This window comes from Pseudomonadota bacterium (genome assembly GCA_039193195.1).
In the GTDB taxonomy this organism is placed as follows: Bacteria; Pseudomonadota; Gammaproteobacteria; order Steroidobacterales; family JBCBZW01; genus JBCBZW01.
In genome coordinates this window covers 23,673-41,670 of sequence record JBCCWS010000028.1, presented here as the reverse complement: position 1 = coordinate 41,670, position 17,998 = coordinate 23,673, and the positions used below count along the sequence as shown (strand labels likewise).

Annotated in this window: 20 protein-coding genes; 5 read left to right on the top strand and 15 right to left on the bottom strand. The window is 64.0% G+C overall.

The window, feature by feature from the left end; translation table 11 throughout:
- Positions 1-22 precede the first annotated feature (22 nt).
- The 10 genes from flgK to flgB form a co-directional block, all read right to left on the bottom strand.
- Positions 23-1,921 (bottom strand): flagellar hook-associated protein FlgK, encoded by a 1,899-nt coding sequence (flgK, locus tag AAGA68_18710; protein MEM9387101.1) that lies wholly within the window; start codon positions 1,919-1,921, stop codon positions 23-25.
- Positions 1,918-2,961: a flagellar assembly peptidoglycan hydrolase FlgJ gene (gene flgJ / locus AAGA68_18705; protein MEM9387100.1), complete on the bottom strand. Its 1,044-nt coding sequence runs from the start codon at positions 2,959-2,961 to the stop codon at positions 1,918-1,920. Before flgJ ends, flgK begins: the two co-directional genes overlap by 4 nt.
- Positions 2,961-4,109 (bottom strand): flagellar basal body P-ring protein FlgI, encoded by a 1,149-nt coding sequence (locus AAGA68_18700; protein ID MEM9387099.1) that lies wholly within the window; start codon positions 4,107-4,109, stop codon positions 2,961-2,963. Before AAGA68_18700 ends, flgJ begins: the two co-directional genes overlap by 1 nt.
- A gap of 23 nt (positions 4,110-4,132) precedes the next feature.
- Positions 4,133-4,837, bottom strand: coding sequence for a flagellar basal body L-ring protein FlgH (gene flgH / locus AAGA68_18695; GenBank protein MEM9387098.1), 705 nt, complete (start codon positions 4,835-4,837; stop codon positions 4,133-4,135).
- A gap of 41 nt (positions 4,838-4,878) precedes the next feature.
- Positions 4,879-5,664 carry a flagellar basal-body rod protein FlgG gene (flgG, locus tag AAGA68_18690; protein MEM9387097.1) on the bottom strand — a complete coding sequence of 262 codons (786 nt, stop codon included), beginning with the start codon at positions 5,662-5,664 and terminating at the stop codon, positions 4,879-4,881.
- A gap of 18 nt (positions 5,665-5,682) precedes the next feature.
- Complete coding sequence (gene flgF, locus AAGA68_18685; protein ID MEM9387096.1) at positions 5,683-6,411, bottom strand: flagellar basal body rod protein FlgF; 729 nt, start codon at positions 6,409-6,411, stop codon at positions 5,683-5,685.
- Positions 6,412-6,423: 12 nt separating this feature from the next.
- Positions 6,424-7,602: a flagellar hook protein FlgE gene (gene flgE / locus AAGA68_18680; protein ID MEM9387095.1), complete on the bottom strand. Its 1,179-nt coding sequence runs from the start codon at positions 7,600-7,602 to the stop codon at positions 6,424-6,426.
- Between the two features lie 79 nt (positions 7,603-7,681).
- Positions 7,682-8,344, bottom strand: coding sequence for a flagellar hook assembly protein FlgD (locus AAGA68_18675; GenBank protein MEM9387094.1), 663 nt, complete (start codon positions 8,342-8,344; stop codon positions 7,682-7,684).
- 30 nt (positions 8,345-8,374) lie between these two features.
- The gene (gene flgC / locus AAGA68_18670; GenBank protein ID MEM9387093.1) at positions 8,375-8,776 is read right to left on the bottom strand and encodes a flagellar basal body rod protein FlgC; all 402 of its coding nucleotides are present in this window, start codon (positions 8,774-8,776) and stop codon (positions 8,375-8,377) included.
- 2 nt (positions 8,777-8,778) lie between these two features.
- On the bottom strand, positions 8,779-9,186 hold the full coding sequence (gene flgB / locus AAGA68_18665; GenBank protein MEM9387092.1) for a flagellar basal body rod protein FlgB: 408 nt from the start codon (positions 9,184-9,186) through the stop codon (positions 8,779-8,781).
- A 399-nt stretch (positions 9,187-9,585) separates the two neighbouring features.
- Here flgB and flgA point away from each other — a divergent pair, with 399 nt between their 5' ends.
- From flgA to AAGA68_18640, 5 genes are all read left to right on the top strand, one after another.
- Positions 9,586-10,311: a flagellar basal body P-ring formation chaperone FlgA gene (flgA, locus tag AAGA68_18660; GenBank protein MEM9387091.1), complete on the top strand. Its 726-nt coding sequence runs from the start codon at positions 9,586-9,588 to the stop codon at positions 10,309-10,311.
- Between the two features lie 186 nt (positions 10,312-10,497).
- Positions 10,498-10,836 carry a flagellar biosynthesis anti-sigma factor FlgM gene (gene flgM, locus AAGA68_18655; protein MEM9387090.1) on the top strand — a complete coding sequence of 113 codons (339 nt, stop codon included), beginning with the start codon at positions 10,498-10,500 and terminating at the stop codon, positions 10,834-10,836.
- A gap of 8 nt (positions 10,837-10,844) precedes the next feature.
- Positions 10,845-11,348, top strand: coding sequence for a flagellar protein FlgN (locus AAGA68_18650; protein ID MEM9387089.1), 504 nt, complete (start codon positions 10,845-10,847; stop codon positions 11,346-11,348).
- A gap of 143 nt (positions 11,349-11,491) precedes the next feature.
- The gene (gene pomA, locus AAGA68_18645) at positions 11,492-12,247 is read left to right on the top strand and encodes a flagellar motor protein PomA (protein ID MEM9387088.1); all 756 of its coding nucleotides are present in this window, start codon (positions 11,492-11,494) and stop codon (positions 12,245-12,247) included.
- A gap of 15 nt (positions 12,248-12,262) precedes the next feature.
- A complete protein-coding gene (locus AAGA68_18640; protein ID MEM9387087.1) occupies positions 12,263-13,306 on the top strand; it encodes a flagellar motor protein MotB in 1,044 nt (347 codons plus the stop codon).
- 2 nt (positions 13,307-13,308) lie between these two features.
- On the opposite strand, the gene AAGA68_18635 is transcribed toward AAGA68_18640, so the two are convergent.
- The 5 genes from AAGA68_18635 to AAGA68_18615 are packed head-to-tail and all read right to left on the bottom strand — an operon-like array spanning position 13,309 to position 17,998.
- Entirely contained in the window at positions 13,309-13,791 is a 483-nt protein-coding gene (locus tag AAGA68_18635; GenBank protein MEM9387086.1) for a hypothetical protein, read from the bottom strand.
- A gap of 28 nt (positions 13,792-13,819) precedes the next feature.
- Complete coding sequence (locus AAGA68_18630) at positions 13,820-14,638, bottom strand: transglycosylase SLT domain-containing protein (protein ID MEM9387085.1); 819 nt, start codon at positions 14,636-14,638, stop codon at positions 13,820-13,822.
- Positions 14,638-15,417 carry a hypothetical protein gene (locus tag AAGA68_18625; GenBank protein ID MEM9387084.1) on the bottom strand — a complete coding sequence of 260 codons (780 nt, stop codon included), beginning with the start codon at positions 15,415-15,417 and terminating at the stop codon, positions 14,638-14,640. Before AAGA68_18625 ends, AAGA68_18630 begins: the two co-directional genes overlap by 1 nt.
- A complete protein-coding gene (locus tag AAGA68_18620) occupies positions 15,414-16,997 on the bottom strand; it encodes a hypothetical protein (GenBank protein MEM9387083.1) in 1,584 nt (527 codons plus the stop codon). The genes AAGA68_18625 and AAGA68_18620 overlap by 4 nt, the downstream gene beginning before the upstream one ends.
- Complete coding sequence (locus AAGA68_18615; protein ID MEM9387082.1) at positions 16,997-17,998, bottom strand: hypothetical protein; 1,002 nt, start codon at positions 17,996-17,998, stop codon at positions 16,997-16,999. Before AAGA68_18615 ends, AAGA68_18620 begins: the two co-directional genes overlap by 1 nt.

Genomic DNA, 17,998 nt, shown 5'->3' with positions numbered 1-17,998 from the left:
CGTTAGTCGAGGGTCGCCGGCATTACTGGACGATGCCGAGCAAAGTGCTGAACAACTCGTCCGCCGCGCGAATCACCTCCGCCGACGCCGAGTAGGCCTGCTGGAAGCGCAGGAGATTGGTGGCTTCCTCATCGAGGTTGACGCCAGACAGGGCCAGGCGCTCCTGCTCTGCATTGAGCAGCAACGATGATGCAGCATCGACGCTCAAGTTGATGGAGCGATTCTCAGCGGCAAGGCCAGTCACTAGGTTGTCGAAGCCGGCCTCCGCCGTGGTAGTGCCACCGTTGAGCGTGCGCAAGTTGCGCACGTCGAGCATTCTCAAACCGTTGCGGTTATCACCGATACCAGAGGCATTGCTCTCGATCGTAAAGCTATCACCGCCGACCAGATCGCCGTTGAAGGTAAACGTATAGCCATTCAAGGACACCGGTTGACCCAGGGTGTACGGGAGGGCGGGACCGCCGTTCACGCTGTAGGTGGTGTCGTCGATGATCGTGACGGTCACTGGGTCGAACAGTGCGGGGTCGTTCCGGTTCAACACACTGAGATCGCCGATCGTGCCATCGCCGATGTTATCGAGGCTTGCGCTCGCCACCAGGGGCGCCGAAATGGCGAGATCGGCAGGATCGTCAGTGAGCAGCTGCAGGCCGCTGATGACATCGGTGGTGGGTCGCACGCGGATACGATCGCCTGCGGCAGGCGTACCCGTGACCGTGATAGTCACACCGTTTACCACGAGCGGATCGCCTGACGCGCCGGTGCCGGAGAAGGGCACTTCACGCAGGGTCACCGCATCGCGTATCACCCACGCAGAGCCGTCGTAGCGTAGATCGTAGTCTTGTCCGGACAGCGCTAAAGTATCGGTCACGGTCGCGCTAGCACCGAGCCCAGGGCTAGCACCATCACGAATGAACGTCGTAGCATCGCCGAAGGCGAACAGCTCCTCACCGAGCTGCCCATCCAGGGTCAATCCGCCAAGGTTCACCTCGTTCAGTTGGTCGAACAAGGCGTAGGCGACAGCACCGAGCTCGTTGCGAGCGCCGACGAGAACATCGCGGCGGTAGTCGATCAAGCCGCCCAGCTCACCGCCGCGCAGGCGAGTGCCTATATCGATCGTGGTGGCGCCAGGTCCGTCACCCGTGCGCAGGGTTACGGTCAGCACCTGCGGGTCTGCGGGGTCGATCGCCACTGCCAAGCTGTCGGCCTCCACACCGCGGATCAAGGTCAGTCCCTCGCCGATGGTCACCGTGACCGAGCCGTCACCGTTCTCGGAGGTCTGCACGTTGGTGTAGTTGCTGAGCTCGCGCAGCAGCGCATCGCGCCTATCAAGCAAATCGTTGGGTCCACGACCTGCGCTGCCCGAGGTGCGCGAGATCTCATCGTTGAGATCTGCGATCGATTGGGCGAGAGCGTTGATGTCGGACACGGCGATACTGAGCCGTTGGTCAATCTGTGACTCCACCTCACGGAAACGCGTATCCAAGGCGCGGAATTGATCGATCATGGCGGTGGCCGCGCCCAGCGTATCCTCACGTGAGGCCAGGGAGGAGGGGTCAGTGGTGAGCGAGGAGAGCGACTCGAAGAAGCCCTGGATGCCGGCGGACACCCCGGACTCGGCATTGATCAGCACGCTGTCGACGCTCGCCCCGAGCTCGCTCATGGCGCTCAGGCGCGCCGCCGATTCAGTCGCGTTGAAAAGGGAGCGAGTCAAGAACTGATCGAAGACCCGTCGGACCCCAGCGAGCTCCACACCAGATCCGATACGAACGGCACCGCCACCCTGCCCTGGAAGCGCTTCGAACTCCGACACTTGACGGCTGTAGTTCTCGTTGCTGGCGTTGGCGATATTGTTGCTCACCGTGGCTAGCGCTGCCTGGTAGGACAGCAAGCCCGACACGCCGGTGTTGAAGATACTGCTCATGGGGTCACTCCTAGGTCATCCAGCAGCGTCGAGAGCTTGCCGCTGGCGATGGATTCGATCTTCTGTGCATAGGCCGGATCTGTGGCGTAGCCGCCGCTCTGCAGTCCCCGGGCAAAGGCGGCGACATCCTCGCCCGTACCCAAGGCCTCCGCGTATCGCGGGTTGCGTTCGAGCAGCCGCACGTAGTCATCCAGGCTCTGCATAGGCGAGTCGTACACGCGAAATTGGGCGATCGTCTTGCGCAACACGCCGTGGTCCATTTCGAGCGTCGACAAGGTGGTGCGGCCACCGGCCCAATCGGTGCCGGCCTTGATGCCGAACAGGTTGTGGCTGCTCGCGCCATCCGCCGTCGGTGGGACGTGGCGGCCCCAACCGGTCTCGAGCGCGATCTGGGACAGCAGTCCACGCACGCTGACGCCAAGCCGACGCGCCGCTTGGCGGGCGAGCGGTAGGAGCGAGCTGACGAATTCGCTTGCTGATTCGAAGACAGGTCCAGCTTCTCGAGCACTGGGCACAGCGGCCTCGCCCTGCGGAGCTTGCATCGCGCTCATCCCGCTTGGTGCACGCAGTCCAGGTCGTGGAAGCACCTGGTACTTCGGATCGATGGGTGGCGGCATGGACGCGCCGCCTAGGGCACGCGACTCGGGCAGAGGCTTCGCACTCACCGGTTCCGCGCCCCGTTCCGGCGTACCAAGTCCCAGTTGCTCACGCAACAGCTCGGCGATGCCAAGGCCGCGACCCTGCACCAGCCGCTGGGCGATCTGCCCGTCAAACATCTCAAGGTAGCTCGCGTTGGCCCCGGCACCGCCACCGAGGGCGCCACCGCCACCCAAGCCGCCATCGGCGCTCAAGGTCTGGGTTGCCGAGCGCATGCTCTTGAGCATCATGCGCACGAACATCTGCTCGAACTGCTCGATCACCGCCTGAGCCTGATCTGCATCCAATGCTCGACCGCTGTTGGCGGCCACCCGCGCACTTTGCGCTGCGGCCGAAACACCGTCTAGAACCACCGGCGTCAGGTGCTGGGCGAGGGAGTTCATCAGATCACCACCAGCTCTGCGCGCAAGGCACCGGCGTGCTTCAGAGCCTGCAGGATAGACACGAGGTCACTCGGGCCGGCGCCCACCTGATTTACCGCGGTGACGATATCGCTGAGGGTAACCCCCGGTTCGAACAGGAACATGGCGTTCTCCTGCTCGGTAATCTCCACCGCCGATTGCTCGACGACGGCGGTCGCACCACCGCCGAAGGGCGAGGGCTGGCTGACGCCCGGTTGCTCGCTGATCGTGACCGTGAGCGTGCCGTGCGTAACGGCAGCCGGGTATACCCGCACGTGGGAGCCGATCACCACCGTGCCCGTGCGTGAATTTACGATGACTCGCGCTGGCGCCTCGCCGGGCTCCACCTCTAGGTTTTCCAACTCTGCAACGAACGCCACCCGCTGAGATGCCTCTTCGGGAGCGCGCACGGCCAGGGTGCTCTGGTCCACGGCCATCGCCATCTCTGGTCCAAAGAAAGCGTTTATCGAATCGGTCACCCGACGCACGGTCGTAAAGTCGGGCGTGTGCAGGTTGAGGCGAATGCTATCCCCATTGCCGAAGGCGCTGGGTACGGTCCGCTCGATCGTGGCGCCGTTCGGGATCCGCGCCACGGTCTTCACACCCACGTTCACACTAGTCCCCGTGTTGCCCGAGGCACCGAAGCCGCTCGCGATGAGGTTGCCCTGGGCGATGGCGTACACCCCACCATCAGCCCCCTTCAGGGGTGTCATGATGAGACTGCCACCGCGAAGGCTATCGGCATTGCCCAGGGAAGAGACGGTGACATCTATCTGTTGCCCGGGCTTGCCGAAGGGCGGAAGGTCGGCGTGGACAATCACCGAGGCTACGTTGGTCAACTGCAGATTGGTGTTGGGCGGAATAGTGATTCCGAAGCCCTGCAGCATGTTGATGATGGACTGCTGGGTGAAGCGCGCCTGCACGGTCTGATCGCCCGTGCCGTCGAGGCCCACCACGAGTCCGTAGCCCACGAGCTGGTTCGTACGCACTCCTTGTATCGAGGCGATGTCCTTGATGCGCTCTGCCCGCAACTCCCCCAAGGGCGCAATTAGGCACACCAGCACTACCGTCAGCAGCAGTGCTAGGCGTCGACGCGCATGGGAGAGCAACAGTGACTCAGCATTTCGCATACTCAAGGCCTTCCTCAGTTGCATCACAGGGGGAAGATGGGCGAGTCGAACAAGCGTCCGAGCCAGCCCTGGGTGTTGGCCCGCGCGACGGCACCGCGCCCGCTATAGGTGATTCGAGCGTTGGCCACACGGAAGGAGTCGACGGAGTTGTCCGTTTGAATGTCCGCGGGGCGCACCAGTCCGCTGATTCGAAGCAGCTCGGAACCTTGGTTGATCTCAATCCACTTCTCGCCGTGCACGAGCAGATTGCCAGTCGGCGTGACGCCGACTACGGTCACCGTGATACTACCGTTCAAGCTGTTGCTCTGAGATGAATCGCCGGAGCCAGAGAACGCGCGCGAGCTATCCACGTCGTTCTGGAGCAACTGCGTGCCGTTACGAGGCACCGGTCCGCCGGCGATTGTGGGTGCGGGAATCTCAAGCTCACTCTCGCGGCTAGTGGCGGTACTCGCCGATTTCCGTGCATCGGTACGCTCCGCGAGGGTGATCGTGATCATGTCGCCGACGCGACGTGCCTTCACGTCCTCGAAAAAGCGAATGTCCTGCCCAGAGGTGTAGATGGCGCCGGACTCGGCCACCGCCGGCGCGACGATTTGCGTCGGCGGCGCCGAGGGCCAGGGCGGCATTCCGTCTGAGCTCGTACTAGCGCAACCCATCAGACCTGCCAGCGGCACGCCGAGCAGCGCTGCGCTTGTGGGGCGCCCCCATCGTTGCCACCGATCACTCATGGTCACTCCTCTTTCTATAGGCGTTGCTAGGCGATATCCCATTAGAGGTTGTTGCTCAGGAACTGAAGCATCTGATCGTTGGCAGAGATCACGCGTGAGTTGATCTCGTAGGCACGCTGGGTCTCGATCATGCTCACCAGCTCCTCGACGACGTTCACGTTCGAGCCTTCCACGGCCTGGGCTCGCAGCTGCCCAGCGCCCGCCTGCCCTGGTACGGCAGGCGTGGCAGCGCCGGACGCTGCCGATTCCACGAAGAGATTCTCTCCTCGCGGCATGAGCCCCGACGGATTGGCAAAGGTGGTGACTTGGATGTTGCCCTGGTTTACCGCTGCCGGCTGGCCTTGCAGCTGCACGGAGACCGTACCGTCGATGCCGATCGTGACGGAGACCGCGTCTTCAGGGATATTCACGGGCGGATCTAGGAGGTAGCCACTAGAGGTCACCATGTCGCCGTTGGCGTTTCGCTGAAAGGCGCCGTCTCGGGTGAAGGCCTGGGTGCCGTCGGGCAGCTGTACGGAGAAGAACCCCTGCCCTTCGATCGCCACGTCGAGAGGGTTACCGGTGGGCTGTATGGGACCCTGCAAGAACATCTTTTGGGTGGCCACAACCCGCACGCCGCTGCCCAGCATGAGACCTGAGGGCAGCTCGGTTTGCTGCGACGACAAGCCGCCCACCTGTTTGATGTTCTGGTAGAGCAGGTCTTCAAAGGCGACCCGACCGGTCTTGAAGCCAGTGGTGGAGGAGTTTGATAGGTTGTTGGCGATGTTGCTCATGCGCGTTTGCTGCGCATCGAGCCCCGTTTGCGCGGCCCATAGTGCTGGCGTCATGCTAGTCGTCTCCCGAGATCATCGTACGAAGGCGGCGACGGAGGCAGCGGCACGCGCGTTGTCCTCCGCTGCGGTCATGGTCTTGACATTCATCTCCCACAGACGCGAGAGCTCGATCATGCGCACCATCTCGTGCACCGGGTTGACGTTGCTCTGCTCGAGGGCGCCGGAACGCACACGCACCTCGGGGTCGTTCTCAAAGGCCTCGGAGGAGTTCAGCAATCCGTCCTCGCGACGGTAGAGCGACGCGGCAGGTGGATTGACCAGGCGCAGGCGTCCGACCGCGGCACCAGCGCCTCCATCCTGACTGACGAGCACGGAGCCGTCGGGTTCGATAAAGGGTTGCCCGCCAGGGGGGATGGAAATCGGTCCACCTTCGCCCAGGACGAGACCACCGTTGCTAGTGGAGAGCAGGCCGCCAGGTCCGATGCTGAACTGGCCGTTGCGCGTGAGGCCCTCCGCCCCACTCGGGTCTTGCATCACGAAAAACCCATCCCCGGCCAGGGCCACGTCGAGGCGACGACCGGTCTCTCGCAGGGAACCGTAAGAGAGATCGATGCTCTGGGAGGTCGCCGAGGGGTTGATGCGACTATGGAAGCCGAAGCCCTGATTCTCCTGCGCCTGGAAGCCGTGGAGATCTGCGCGAAAGCCTGTAGTGGAGGCATTAGCGAGATTGTTCGCATTGACGGCCTGCGCCATCATCAGCTGGCGGGCGCCGTTCATGCCGACGTAGAGGAAACGATCCATCGGTCAGGCCCCTTAGAGGTTGATAATGGTCTGCTGGATCTCGTCCTGGGTCGAGATCATCTGGGCGTTCGCCTGAAAGAACTGCTGGGAGATGATCATGTCCACCAGCTGCGTGGTTAGATCCACATTGGATTGCTCCAAAGCCCCGGACTGAACCAGACCAAAGCGACTCGATCCGGCCACTCCGCGCACCGCTTCGCCAGAGGCTGTGGTGTCGACCCAGGTGTTGTCGCCATCCACCCGCAAGCCCTGAGGATTGGTAAAGGAGCTCAGGGCGATCTGTCCAAGCGCCTGGGTGGTGCCGTTGCTAAAGCGAGCAGACACGACGCCGCTGGTATCGGTGTCGATACCGGTGAGCAAACCCACGCCAAAGCCATCCTGGAACACCTGCGTGATGGTGAAAGCATCACCAAACTGGGTGCTGGCGTCGAAATCGAAGCTCAGATCGAGATCGTTCGCACCGCTCGCGATTGCATACGGGGGAAAATCAAGGACTCCGTTAGCTGGTGCTTGAAGCTGACCTTCACTATCAAATTGCAGGGACTGGGGGCCGCCAACGACGTCCCCGTCGATCGTGAGGTGGGTCGCCCATTCTCCGCTGCTGGCGCCCTTCACGAAGTAGAAGGTGGCAACATGAGGCGCACCCAGGGAGTCGAACACGGTGGTGGATGCGGAGTTGTTGAAGCTGTCTACATCGAGGGGATCGAAGACGGGGGACACCGGCACTCCTGCCGAGGCGGGCAGATTCAAACCGATATCCCCGCCGGTCGTAGCGCGCGGGGGTGCTTCGCCCACAGCCAAACGCAGGTCGACGAGGTTGCCGATGTCGAACACGCCACGTCCCGCTTCGGGAAACACCTGCAGCCGTTGGCCGAAGCTGTTGACGACGAACCCTTCGTTGTCTACCCCGAAGGCACCGGACCGCGAGTACACGAGAGAGCCCTCGTCCTCGAGGGTGAAAAAGCCCTCTCCGGAGATCGCCATATCGAAGTTGTTGCCGGTGAACTCGATCGTGCCGGAGCCGAACTGCTGCGTCTCCGCGGCCTGCTGTACGCCCTTTGTGACCAGCTCGGAGAACTCTAGGCGCGACTCCTTGAAGCCGAGAGTGGCGGAGTTGGCGATGTTATTAGCAATGACGCTGAGGTCGGATGAGGCAGCGTTGATACCACTGAGTGCAATCTGAAATGACATGGAAGTTTCCTCTTCTTGACTAGATGGTTCGCGGGTCGGGTCGCTGCGCTAGCGCCGCCGGGTTGCCCGCGAACCCAATTCAGCTGATTTCCTTCACCTGGGAGACGGCCACCTTGTCGCCGTTGGCAAGGGCGAGTTCCACCTCACCGCCCAAACCACCGAGCAACACGCTGTCGACCCGAGTCGCTATCTCGAGCGGTGCGCTGAAGGTCTCCTCATCCGCAGTGCCGATGGCGTTCACCCGATAGGTGCCCGCGGGCATGGGTGCGCCGGCCTCATCGCGCCCGTCCCAGGTGAAGTCAGTCAAGCCCGCTTGGGCGCCAAGGGACAGACGGCGAATCACCGCGCCTCCCGGGTCAGTGATCTCGACCGTCAGGTCATCCACGGAGCCCTCGAGGGGTACCCGGCCGGAGACTGTGCCGCCCTCCTCTAGTACGACGGCGTCCGTCTCAGCGATCACATCGCGTCCAACCAGCGAGGCGCTCTGCAGGGTCTGATTCGCGGCGAGCGCGTCGGCAAGCTCCGCGAAGGAGTCCTCTAGGTCGCGGATGCCCGAGGCGGTCTCGAAGGATGCAAGCTGACTTAGGAACTCACCGTTGTCCATCGGCTCCACGGGGTTCTGATTCTGCAGCTGCGTGAGCATTAGGGTCAGGAAGCTGTCTTCCGCATCGTCGATACCCGAGGGGTTCTGTGTCGACGGTGGTACATCGAAGGACGGGGCTAGGGGATCTGAGATGATCATGATTCGAATAAGGCTCCTATGGGATCGCGCTTACTGGCCGATGGTCAGGGTGCGGGACATCATCTCTTTCGAGGTATTCAGCACCTCGATGCTGTTCTGGTAGGTGCGAGAGGCGGACATCATGTTGACCATCTCTGCGATCACGTCCACGTTACTGAGGTAGACGTAGCCCTCCTCGTCCGCCATCGGATTGGTAGGCTCAAAGCGCCGCGGCCCGGGCGATAAGTCCTCCACCACGCCGCGCACCTGAACACCGCCTCGAGCCCGCGAATTCTGGTCAAGAATGGTGGCGAAGACCGGTGATCTGGCGTGGTAGGTAGCATTGGGCGAATTGCCCGCGGATTCCGCGTTCGCGATGTTGCTCGCGGTCACGTTCATGCGCACGGACTGGGCAGCCATCGCGCTGCCGGTCACATCAAAGATGTTGAACATGCTCAGCGACCTCCGGTAATCGCATCGCGCAGACCGGTGATACGCCCGCTAAGGAAGCGCAGGGTGGCCTGGTAGCGCAGGGAGTTCTCGGCGAAGGCCGCGATCTCGATATCTGGTTCCACCGTGTTACCGTCAAGGCTTGGCTGCATGGGCACTCGGTAGGACACCTCGCCACCGCTGCGAGTCACTGTCGGCTCGCTGAAGTGGCCGGCCCGCGTTCGGTTCAGGCGCGTACCCTGCTGGTTGCCGTCCAAGTAGCTGCGCATCACTTCCCGGAAATCCACGTCGCGCGCCTGGAAGTTTGGCGTATCTGCGTTTGCGATATTGGCAGCTAGCAGCTTTGATCGGTCGGTGCGAACCTTCATGGCTTGAGCGTGGAGCCCCAGGTAGTTGTCCAAATCAAATATCACGTGTGCCTCCGGGCAAGTGCTGAATGAGCGACTCACGGCTTCGCTCCCATGGGATAGGAGCAACTTGCGTGCCAGTCCTGGAGTTCACCGCTGAGCGGGCGGCCTGTGAACCAGCGCTCACGGGCGATGTGAACCAGCCCGCAGGGAGCACGGCAACGGGTGCCTAGCAAGCACACGAGACTTGCCGTCGGGCGGCAACGGGCGGCAAGGGTTTGCCCACGAGCGGCGCTGGGGTACGCCTGCGATCGCCCTGCCTGTGGGCTGAAAGCGCAGAGATTTGATAGGCACGCGCTTTGCATCTACCTGGTAGACCGGACGTGACCTCAGGCATGTCCAGTGTAACGATAGACCATTACCTTAGCCCTTTTAAGAATCAGGGCTTACGCGCGGAGAAGGACCATGGGGATAGCAATTCGGCTCTGGGCACTGATCGGCGTCGGCGCCATGCTGCTGACACCCGCCGCCGGAGCCACGACGCCGCCGACCCACTGGCAACCCTTAGAGGCACTCAGCGCGATAGCTGAGCGAACAGTGAGGGCCGCCCAACCGAGCGATGGGTACCGTCGTGTGGTGAGGGCACAGCGACTCGATCCACGCCTGAAGCTGCAGGCTTGCGCTGAGACACCCACCGCAGCCATACGCGACCCTGGCCGACGTCCCGGCGCCTACCGAACGGTCTCTCTCCAGTGCGAGGCACCGGTCGTGTGGACCGCGTATATAAGAGTGGCTTTGGAAACCTACGCGGAGGTCATCATCGCCAGACGTCCCCTGGCCCGTGGGCAGCGGCTGTTGGGCGAGGATCTCTACCTCGAGGAGCGGCGCATCGATCAGCTTCCCTACGGCTGGTTCCATCGCCACGAGGAGCTTGTCGGCCGACCCACCTTGCGTCCGGTTGCCGCCGGCGCGGTGGTCACCCCTAGCAACGTCGGGCACAGCCACGACATCGTGGCGGGGCAAGAGGTTCTCTTGAAGGCGAGTTCGAGCGGTGTCGCCGTGGGCATGCCCGGTGAGGCGCTAGAGGATGGCAGCCGAGGGGAGCTCATCAGGGTGCGTAACTTGCGATCCCAGGTCGTCGTCGAGGGGGTGATTCGCAGCGCCAAGGTGGTGGAGGTGCTGCTGGAATGACAACGGGCGCCGCCTACAGTGCCGTTTTTGTCGAATTTGCGACCTTTGCACGGACGCGCTTCACAGAATCCCTAAAGTCGGCGCGACCCCTGCCGATAACCAGGTCACAGGACGGGGGATCGCCGCCAGTGTGGCGCTCCTCGGTCGGATGATGCCCTTACCCACCACAAGCTATTGGAGACTGAGGTGACGGACAAGATCACGGGCCCCAGCAGCAGCGGCGCCAGCGGCAGCTACCCGGGGATCATCGGTCCCGACCGTAGCGCCCGATCCACTAACACCGGCACCGGTGCGACATCACGGTCCACGCTAGCGACCACCGAGACCGTGTCCCTTACCGAGGACGCCGCCCTGTTGCAGGCGCTGGACGAGCAGATCGCTGCATCGCCGGCGGTCAATGCGGCGCGCGTCGAGCAAGTGCGTACGGCCCTGGCTAACGGGGAGTACCGCATCGATGCCGAACGCGTCGCCGAGAAGCTGCTCGCCGCCGAAGGTGGCATCGCCTCGCTGCTGTACCGGAACTAGTCGACGGCATGGCAATGCCCGAAACACCCAACCCCGACAGCCCGCGGTCCTTCGCTGGCCGCTGTCTGCGCGAGTGCGCTGCCCTGACCGATGCACTGAAGGCTACGCTGCGCACCGAACGCAGAGCCCTCGAGCAGCGCGATCAAAACGCCTTAGACAGCGCGCTGGAAAGCAAGCGTGACTGCATTGCTCGCCTCCACGAGGCGGATCCCCGCAAACGCCTAGCCGACCAAGCGGGCGAAGGTTTGCCGACCCCCGAGGGGCTGGAGGCTCATCTTCGCACCTTAGACCAAGACGGCACCCTCGCCGGGAGTTGGCGGGCCTTGCAAGCGCTCACATTAGAGTGCAAGGAACTGAACGAGCGCAACGGGCTGCTGAGCACTCGCCTGCGCAATCGCGCCGAGCAGACGCTCCTCTTACTCCACGCCGCTGCCGGCGAGGAGACACCCACTCCGGTCTACGGCCCGGACGGAGCCCTCTCCAGCACGATCGGGCAACTCCCCCGCCGCTAACCACCTTCGAACGGGAACAGGCTCGCAAAGCTGCCATCACCTGACAGCGCGCCGTCTCACTTCTGCGAGCCGTCCGTCAAGTCCGTGTCCCCCCCGCCGACTAAGCTAGCAGTCGTTCTCACTCGAATTTTTGGGGGACTGGGTTGGATCTCGCCACCATAGTAGGCTTCGTCGGGGCTTTTGCAGTCATGGCACTCGCCGTCATGCTGGGCGGCTCCGCACTCGTCTTTATTAACCCACCTTCCATCCTGGTCGTATTCGGCGGCACGTTGATGGTGGCGCTGTCGAAGTTCACCATCGGCCAATTCCTCGCCGCCGCTGGCGTGGCGATGAAGGCGATCATGGTGAAGGTCAGCGAGCCCAGAGCACTCGTCGACAAGGCCGTGGAGCTGGCCCAGATGTCGCGTCAGGGTGGTCTGCTGGCACTGGAGAGCGCTGAGATTCCCGACGACTTCATGAAGAAGGGAATCGGCTACCTGGTCGACGGCCACGACGCTGCGACGGTGAAGACGCTCCTCAATAAGGACCTTGCCCTCACGGTGGATCGCCACTCCCAAGGGCAAGCCGTGTTCAAGGCCATCGGCGACGTCGCCCCCGCCATGGGCATGATCGGCACCCTAATCGGCCTGGTGCAGATGCTCTCCAACATGGACGACCCGAAGCAAATCGGTCCCGCCATGGCCGTCGCCCTGCTCACCACCCTGTACGGGGCCGTGCTCGCCAACGTGGTGGCCTTCCCCATCGCCGACAAGCTCATCCTGCGCTCGAAGGAAGAGAAGCACTCGAAGTCCCTCATCATCGACGCGCTAATCGCCATTCAGGATGGCCAAAACCCGCGCGTCATCGAGGGCATGCTCGAGAACTACCTGCCCGTAAAGCAGCGCGGCAGCAAGGACTAGGGCGAGGAAGAACCGATGGATGGGGATGAGGACACCGGCGAAGAGTGCGAATGCGAACCGGGCGCACCGCTGTGGATGTCCACCTTTGCCGATCTCAGTACACTGCTGATGAGCTTCTTCGTGCTCCTACTGGCGTTCTCGGAGATGGACATCAACAAATTCAAGGAGCTCGCCGGCGAGATCAAGAACGCCTTCGGCGTCCAGGCCGATGTGGAGACCCGCGTCATGCCTCGCGGCACCAGCATCATCGCGCGAGAGTTCCGTCCAGGTAAGCCCGAACCGACGCCGATCAAATCCGTTCGCCAGTTCACCATCCAAACCAACAAGAATTCCCTGAAGTGGCTCGAGAAGCAGGGAGCGGACTTCGAGGATGTGGCGAAGGTGGTCGAGGCTCTGGAACAGCAGCTCAAGGACGGCGAACTGGAGCTCGAATGGGATAAGGACACGATCACCATCCACATCCAGGAGAAGGCTTCCTTCGATAGTGGCTCGGCGGATCTCAAGCAGGACTTCGTCCCTGTCATTCATCGTATCCGCGATCTGCTCGCCGAGCTGTCGGGACAGGTCAGCGTCGAAGGTCATACGGACAACGTGCCGATCGCCACTGCCCGCTTCCGCTCCAACTGGGAGCTGTCGGCGTCCAGGGCCGTCTCGGTCACCCAGGAGATGCTGGGCAACAGTGTGCTCGAGCCGGCGCGATTGCTCGTGGTCGGCCACGCCGATACGGAACCAGTAGAGACCAACGACACGCGCGACGGCCGGGCCGCCAACCGGCGCGTGGACGTGCTCATCGATCGCAACAAGGACGCGGAAGACGACATGTCAGAGGTGGTCGAGCGGCTCGGCAGCGTGGTAGGCAAGGTGGAGGGCGGCCTGATGACCCTGACGCTGCCGACGGACGAGCCGCCGCCGGAGGGTGGAGCTGCCGAGCCCGTGCTCATCAACGATGTGCGCGAGTTGGCACCCTTCCTACAGCGCCGAGCGGCCCCCAATCGGGTGAACGTGCCCCAGGCGCCTGCGGGTCCTGCCCCGACCGCCGTCTACGACGAGGACATCTAGCGTTAGTGCGTGCGCACTTCCACGCGCACGCGCACCTCGTCGCCCGGGTCGCGCGTCATCACCCGGCGGTACTGCTCGCCCCGATAGCGGTACGTCACCTCGTAGGCGGTGATCCGCGGCTCCACACGCTCGCGCTCACATCTGTGACGGCGCTCACGCGCCTGCTCGCGCGCGTCTGCCTGAGCCTCTGCTTCCTGCACGATGGCGCTCGCAATCGACGCCGCGAACTCTCGCACGACCCCTAGGTTCGGTAAGGTCGCCTCATCGGCTTGCGTCGAAGGCAAGCAAGCGGCGGGCACCGGCACTTGCTCGCGCAGCGCCCTGACGTCGACTACGGGAGCGTAGTCGTAGTACACGCGCGGCGGGGGATCGTAGCGTTCACCCACGCGGTACCGATTGTCCGCGCTCGCGGGTGCCCCCAGCAGCACCGCGAACACCATCGTCAACGCTAGGGGGAGAGAGTGGCGGTGGCTAAGCGCAAGCATGGACGTGGTCCTCCGTAGATCGATCTGCTCAAGGCAACTCGAAGCCCGCACGGCGCAGGGCCTCGCGGCTAGCGCGCGAGGTCGCCTCACTCGCCAACACCACCGTGACGGCGAAGTTACGAGCATCGAGACGTTGCGCGGAAACATCCAGCTGTGGATAGCGTCGCGACAGGGCATGGGCGAGTGAATGCGCACGGACAGGACTATCGAACACAACCAGATGGTGGGTTTGCGGATAGGCCCGCGCCGTAGGCGCGGTTGGCGATGCCGGCGCCTTCCCGGCCTTCAACGGCGGCGGCGAAGCGCGGTCTCCACCCTTTGCCAGCTGCCGGTAGATGTACTGGCTGTAGCGATGACCGGCACCAGGAAGGGGCACGTCAGCTCGCTCAGACACTCGACCTGGACCCACGTTGTAGGCGGCCAGTGCCCGCTCCAAGCTTCCGTAGCGGCCTAGAAGTTCCCTTAAGTAACGCGCCCCCGCATCCACGTTGCGGCATGGGTTGAGCAGCGTGCGTACGCTGTGGATCCCAAGGTGCTTGGCTGTCCCCGGCCACTGAATCTGCATCAGCCCATAGGCGTTGGCATGGGATCTTGCGAGAGGATCCAGGGCGCTCTCACCGCGACCTACAGCCAGCAGCAGAGCCTCGGGTAAGTCGTAGCGTCGGGCCGACTCGGCGAAGCAATGCTGGTAAGGGTAACCAGAGGCGGGCAGATGTCGCGTCTCGTCTGCCAAAAACTGCTGCCAGGCCTGATCCGAGGTAAGCGCGTGAGCCGATGCCATCAGCAACATCCCGGCTAGGGACGTAAACGCGCCAAGGGCACGTGCGAGCGCGGTCGGTGGATGCATCACGGCGACGCCATCGCCAGGCCGCTGCGATCGGCGATTTGCCGCAACATCTGTTCGGGCGCATAGCCAGGCACCGGCAGCACCGCTACCTGATGCAACCCATCGCCAGGGCGACGCTGCACACGATAGGTAAAACCCGTCAACAACTCTAAACGATCGGCGAAACCTCGCGCTGAGACCGGACTGGTGAAGGGCTGCCAGACATCGATCCACTGCCCTGAGGAAGGCGGCGGGTCGCTCAATGCCTCCGCGCTCGCGAGAAGATCGCCACCTATCGGATCAATCAATATTGCTGTCACTTGCGATTGCTCCTCCGTAAGCAGCGCGTCACTCAAGGAGTCGAACCGATCACGAAGACGTAGGGCATCCCGCTCGATGGGTTCCTCAGCCACTTCGAGCGCTCGCCTATCTGCGGCGTCGACGACCGATGGCGTCTCTCTCGCCACCGCCTCTTCAGAGAGCTCTTGCGCTTCGACGACATCGCTTCGGCTCATCGCCGCCGCGCTGGCCGCCATCTGTTCGATCGCGACCGCCTCTTGCGACGCTGCTGGTGGCTGCGCGTCCTGGTCGGCCAGCCGTTCGACCGGCGGAGCGAAGCTTGGCATCGGCGTCGGCGAGGCGGGGGGCGATGGCGCCAAGGGGGTGACCGCGGGTGGCGGCCCACCGGTCTGCGGTTCGCTAGCAAGCCACCAGCCAAGACCGACGACGGCCGTCAGACCCAAGACTACGCCGACGCCTGCGCCACGCCAGAAGCGGCCCGTATGGCTTGGAACTGTCATCTCTGCGCCTCCGAACTTACCATCCGCGTAGGCAGGCGCGGCGCGCGCACCGCCTGCCAGTCCGCTCCATCACCAAGGCGCAGCAGGGTGGATTCCAGGGCCAAGGCCCAGCGCCGTAAGTCGCGTTCCCATTGCGGCGCATCGCAGCCACTCCCTCCCGGATGGCGCTCGAGAACCTCCCGCACTCGCTCGGCATCCGTGCGCGCGTCAACCGCGATGACGTAGACGCTGTCGTAGGCAGTGCCATCCGTCGACTGCAACCGCGCAGTCAGGGTATCCGCACCATTCGCTCGACGACTGACCACCCGCGGCAGGACACCCCCTGGACTTGGTTGCAGTCGGCAACTCGCCGGTTGCCACAGCCAGAAGACGGTGGCGGGTCGCGTCACCGCCACCTCCACGACCGCACACGTTTCCTTGAGCTCACGCCCCGCCCTAGCGCCAGCGGCCTGGGCGCAAGCCCGCGGGGAGCGTCGCATCACCATGCGAGGGCGCGACAACAAGGTCGTCGCCGTGGGCGCGCTGACCACTGCAGGCGGTGCTGCTTGCGCAGGCGTCGCAACCGGCTCTGGCCTCGGCAACCGAACGGTGCGCCCGGCGACACGGGTTTGCCTGTCCTCACCGTTCACATAGGTGCTAGCACTCGCCACGAGACCCTCACGGCGCTCGCGCGCCGCTTGCGCGGACGCCCGACTCAAGGTCACCCAAAACACGCTCAGATCCTGGTCGAGCCCCTGCGTGTGCAACTCCAGAAGAAGATCGGCCTCATCGATCGTGGTGACCTGATGCCAGCCGTGGTTTGCACGCAGCGCGTGCATCAGGAGCAGGCCCGCCTTCTGCAGATGGGGATCGAGCTGCGCGGCCGGTGCCAAGTAAAGGGCTGCCCCTCGAGGTTCACGCTGGCGGGCGCCAGCCATGATGCAGTCGATCTGTGCGGCGAGATCCTTGGCGACCAGATCTGCCTGACCGACCTGAAAGGGTAACTCGCGCGCGCCGCGGGCGGACTCGGCCACCATCTCGCGCTCCTGAGCGTTGCGCTCTCGCGCGGTGAGCGCACCGCTCCAGCTGCCACCGAAGCCCCCCACCCAGGTGCCCTCGGTCACATCGAACACACGCACATCCACCTGTACTTCGCCACCAAGTGCACGCACGTCAACGCCGATCCGATACTCGACCGCCGCCTGCGCCATACACGCCTGCGCCGAGGGCGCTGCTCCCACTGGCACGACTCGCGTACCCGCCTGATCGGCGAGGGCCTTGCCCAGGTGCCGGACGATGGATTCGGTGAGCGCATCGCTGCGAACGCGGGCTTGCGTTCCCCGCATGGCCAGCACCTGCACGGCCTGCCCGCGCAAACGTGGATGCTCCGTGAACCGCTGACTTAGCGTTGGCTCAAGATCCTGGGTCAACCAGGTCATGAGCGCAGTGCGCGGCTCTTGAGCAAGTACCGACGATGCCGCCCCTAGCAACAGAAGGAGCCCTAGTGCCAGCGCCACGGCCAGGGGCAGGCGATTGCCCTTGGGTGCGACCCGAACTGCGGATCGTGAGGGTCGTTTGTGTCGATGACTGAACCGGACCATCAGGAAGCTCCTCTTACTAATGGAATAGATGGGTAGGCGGGCACAGGCCGGACAGATCGATCGGGTACCAAGCGCACCTGACCGTCCGCCGAGATCTGCAGCTCTCCACCGCGCGGGTCTCGCAGCAGTTCGTCGATCGCACGGCGCGTGCTCGTCGGCAGCACGACCCCCCACCGGCGCACGGCGTCGGCACTTTGCCCGCGGGTGCGGGCATACGCTGAGCGCACCTGGGCCGGCACGCTGGCCGGGTCCATCTCGTGCATCTGCGAAGGGGCAGGGGTGATTTCGAAGGCGTAGCGTCCCCGTGCAGCAGAGAGCCTGCTGGTGCCTCGCCCGTCCACGGCGAACAGGCTCACGGCCTCGCGCTGGACCAGAGCGAGCAGCGCCGAGGCGTCGACAAAGCGCAAGGTGAACGCCGGCGTACTGGGCGGCGGCGACGGCGCGGTCGGCATAGGCGCAGGCGCCGACGGCGCAACACTCGGCGGTGGCGTGAGCTCCTCTGTGATCGGTGACTGCGCGGGAGATGGTTGCGCCAGACGGGCGGGTGGCGCCGGGGAGTGCGCCGGCACGAGCGGAGCCTTGAGGGGAGGCGGCGTCGCGGTCAGCACATCAGCCGGGGCAAGGGGTGGGGCGGAGGGCGGTGCCATCGGCCCATTCGCCGCGAGCTTCGCGACAGGTGGCGAGATCGCGGCCGCATCGGGCGTAGGCGGCGGCTCGGGAGTCGACACCTGCGAGGGACGCTCCACTTCGCGCTTAGGTCGCGTCACCGGCAGCGGCGCAGGCCTCGCCACCTGAGCGCTCCCTACGGCAGGCGACCCTGCCTCCGGCAGCGTTTCGCTGGCCACCGGCGTCGCCGGCAAGGACTGCACCAGAGCGAAGATCGCCACTAGGCAAAGCCCTAACATCGCCATGAACCGCATGACATCTGTCTGCAGGTCCTCGGCCCCGCCACCACCTTCGGTGCCTGAAGTCGGGTAAGGGTAGGAATGCCAGGGTAGCAT